This window comes from Nocardioides sp. (genome assembly GCF_024509035.1).
Classification (GTDB): domain Bacteria; phylum Actinomycetota; class Actinomycetes; order Propionibacteriales; family Nocardioidaceae; genus Nocardioides.
The window spans coordinates 1-3282 of the sequence record NZ_JANINT010000232.1; the positions used below are offsets into that span (position 1 = coordinate 1).

Annotated in this window: 2 protein-coding genes; one reads left to right on the top strand and one right to left on the bottom strand. The window is 74.8% G+C overall.

The features are described 5' to 3' along the window. Positions 1–169: 169 nt before the first annotated feature. Positions 170–2632 (top strand): TIM-barrel domain-containing protein, encoded by a 2463-nt coding sequence (locus Q0L15_RS16250; RefSeq protein ID WP_296605496.1) that lies wholly within the window; start codon positions 170–172, stop codon positions 2630–2632. A gap of 7 nt (positions 2633–2639) precedes the next feature. On the opposite strand, the gene Q0L15_RS16255 is transcribed toward Q0L15_RS16250, so the two are convergent. Further along, the gene (locus Q0L15_RS16255) at positions 2640–3185 is read right to left on the bottom strand and encodes a DUF488 family protein (protein ID WP_296605497.1); all 546 of its coding nucleotides are present in this window, start codon (positions 3183–3185) and stop codon (positions 2640–2642) included. Positions 3186–3282: the final 97 nt, after the last annotated feature.

A 3282-nucleotide genomic window follows, 5' to 3' on the forward strand; every position in this document is an offset into this window, starting at 1 on the left:
CCGACCACCGCCACCCCGCGCAGACCATCAGGCGCCCACCGCCGTAACCACCGCCCTGCCCCGGCCGCGGGACCTCGACGAGCTCGATCACCGAGGCGCCCGCTCGATCACCGGGCGGCGGTCGCTCGATCAGCCCGCGCGACGGCGTCGGCCGTGCGAGCATGCGGCCATGCGTGCCTGCTCCTCGCTGATGCCCGTCGTCGGACTCGCGCTGGTCGCTGGCCTGAGCGTGAGCGGAGCGTCGGCGACCTACGCCGAGCCCGGCCGCGTGCACGCCCCCAGGCACGACGGCAGTCCGACGTCCCAGCGGTCAGGAGCGATGCGCGCCGTCGTGACCGCCCCGGTGGGCGGCGACTGGGCGGTGCGGTTCGTCGACGATGACGGCACCGTGCTGGCCAGCGTCGACCGGGACGCGATCGCCCTGGTGACGGCGGCGGCCCGGATCCCCGCCGACCACGTGGTGGCGGTGCACGACGACGTGGTCGAGCTCGGCACTGCCGATCCCGCACTCACCGCGAGCGTGCGGGTCAGCCCGTCCGGGAACGGCGCGTACGCCGTGGCGATCGCCGGGCACGGGAGTGGGATCACCGGCGTGACCATCGACCTCCGGGCGCCCGCCGGCGAACGGTACCTCGGCCTGGGCGAGCGCTCGGACGCCGTGGACCACCGCGGCCGCGAGGTGCAGAACCGGGTGCTCGACGGCCCCTACACGACCAAGCAGGCGGCGCTCGTGGCCGGGGCGATCCCGCAACCGGGCTTCAGCACGCGCGCGGACGCGACGTACTTCCCGGTGCCGTGGATGCTCTCCACGGCCGGGTACGGCGTGCTCGTCGACAACGACGAGGACAGCTCCTTCGAGCTCGCGACGCCGCAGCACCGCAGCGTGAACCGGCTGGTGGCGCAGGCCGACCACCTCGACCTGCGCGTCTTCCCCGGGCCCACGCCGGCACGCGCCCTCGCTCGGATGACCCGGGCGGTCGGTCGGCAGCCCGCCCCGGCCGGCCCGATGGTCTACGGCGCTTGGTGGCAGCCGGTCGGCGACGCCCCGGCCGGGCTCGCCGAGCAGCGTCGGCGCGACGTGCCGATCACGGTGGCCCAGACCTACGCCCACTACCTGCCCTGCGGCGCCCAGGACGCGGCTCGCGAGCGGGCGCTCACCGACGCGCTGCACGACCAGGGCGTCGCGGTGACGACGTACTTCAACCCGATGGTGTGCACGACCTACCAGCCCGTCTACGACGAGGGCGTCGCCGCGGGTGCGTTCACCCGCAACCCGGACGGCTCCCCGCTGGTCTACCGCTACTCCACGGCCACCAACTTCCGTGTGTCGCAGTTCGACTTCTCCGCACCGGCCGGCCGCGAGCTCTTCCAACGGCTGCTCGGCGAGGCGGTCGATGACGGGTACGACGGCTGGATGGAGGACTTCGGCGAGTACACCCCGGCGACCGCGGTGTCGGCCGACGGGACGCCGGGGCCGACGATGCACAACCGGTACGCCGAGCAGTACCACGCCGCCGCGCGCGACTTCGAGACCCGGGCGCCGCGGCCGCTGCTGCGGTTCAACCGCTCCGGGTGGACCGACGCGATCAAGGAGTCGTCGATCGTGTGGGGCGGCGACCCCACCACGTCGTGGGACTTCGACGGACTCACGTCCTCGGTGCGTCAGGGCCTCACGATCGGCACGTCAGGCGTGTCGTTCTGGGGGCCCGACATCGGAGGCTTCTTCACGCTGTTCTCCGATCCGGTGCTCTCCCCCGAGCTGCTGGCGCGATGGATCGAGTACGGCGCGTTCACCGGCGTGATGCGCCTGCAGTCGGGCGGCATCGCGATCGGCGCGTCCGGCGAGCGCGCCCAGGTCACCGACCCGGCCGTCGCACCGGTCTGGAAGCGCTACGCACGGCTGCGGACCATGCTCTATCCCTACGTCGCCGGGAGCCAGGACGCCTACCTCCACCGCGGCCTGCCGTTGATGCGCCACCTCGCGCTCGTCCATCCCGGCGACCGCCGGGCCGTCGCCACCGACGACGAGTACCTGTTCGGCCGGGACCTCCTGGTCGCCCCGGTCACCACCCAGGGCGCCGATACCCGATCGGTGTACCTGCCCCGCGGCCGCTGGATCGAGCTCGCCCGGGCCTGGCGGCTGCGCGACAGCGGGCACTTCGACCTGCGCCGCGCGCACGTGGTGCGTGGGCACCGCACGGTGAGCGCCCGGGCGCCGCTCGGGACCATCCCGTTGTTCCTGCGCGCCGGCGCGGTCGTGCCCCTGCTGCCCCGCGACGTCGACACCCTCAGCGCCTACGGCGAGGGCGTCATCGGGGTGGCCGATCGGGCTGCCCGGCGTACCCTCCTCGCCGCCCCGCGGACCGGCGCCTGGCAGGGCACGCTCGGGCCGGGCGAGGGTCTGCGTTCGCAGGCGACCGGACGGGCCTGGACGCTGCGGGTCGCCGCCGACCAGGCGCGACGGTACGACGTGCGGGCGACGCTCGCGGGCCTCGACCCCGACTGGCGGCCCTGCCGTGTCGAGGCCGACGGTCACCGGGTGCCGTTCGAGTACGCCGGGAGCCGGCGGGTGCTGCGGTTCTCCGCCTCGATCGCGGCGACCGGCGGGGTGCGGGTGACGGCCTGCCGGTAGCCGCCGCTCAGTCGTCGTAGTGGAGCTGGCCCGCCACGACCCGGGCGGACGGCGGCGGTTCGTGCTCGGTGAGGCGGCCGTCGTGGGCGAGGTGGCTCACCGGTCTGCCGTGCAGCAGCAGCACGGCGTCGCTGATCAGTCGGCGGTGGCAGCGCCACCAGAGCGACTCGCTGCACATGATCGCGGTCGGTGCGCGGTCCATGGACGCCAGCAGGACCTCGAGCCCCGCGCGGAACTCCTCGCTGCGCATGTGCGCGGCGTACGCCCGGAACGCCGCCACCCGCCACCAGCCGTCGACATCCGGGTCCTGGCCGGCGGGGACCCGGCGTCGCCCGCCCAGGCGCGGCTCCCACACGTACTCGACGCCGGCCTCCGGGAGCCACGAGCTCATGGCCTCGCTGCTGACGCCCGGGTTGCGACGACTGCCGGGGAACCGGCGGACGTCCACGACCCTCGAGACGCCGGCGTCGTGCAGCAGCCCGACGAGCTCGTCGGGCCCGGCCGTGCCGTGGCCGAACGTGAGCAGCCCCCGGCGGGGGCCGGGCTCAGCCACCGACCCAGAACCCGCGCCCACCGAACCAGTCGTCGTAGCCGCCGTAGGACCCGCGGCCGGGGGTGCGGGACCCGAGGAACGACCCGACCACCGCGGC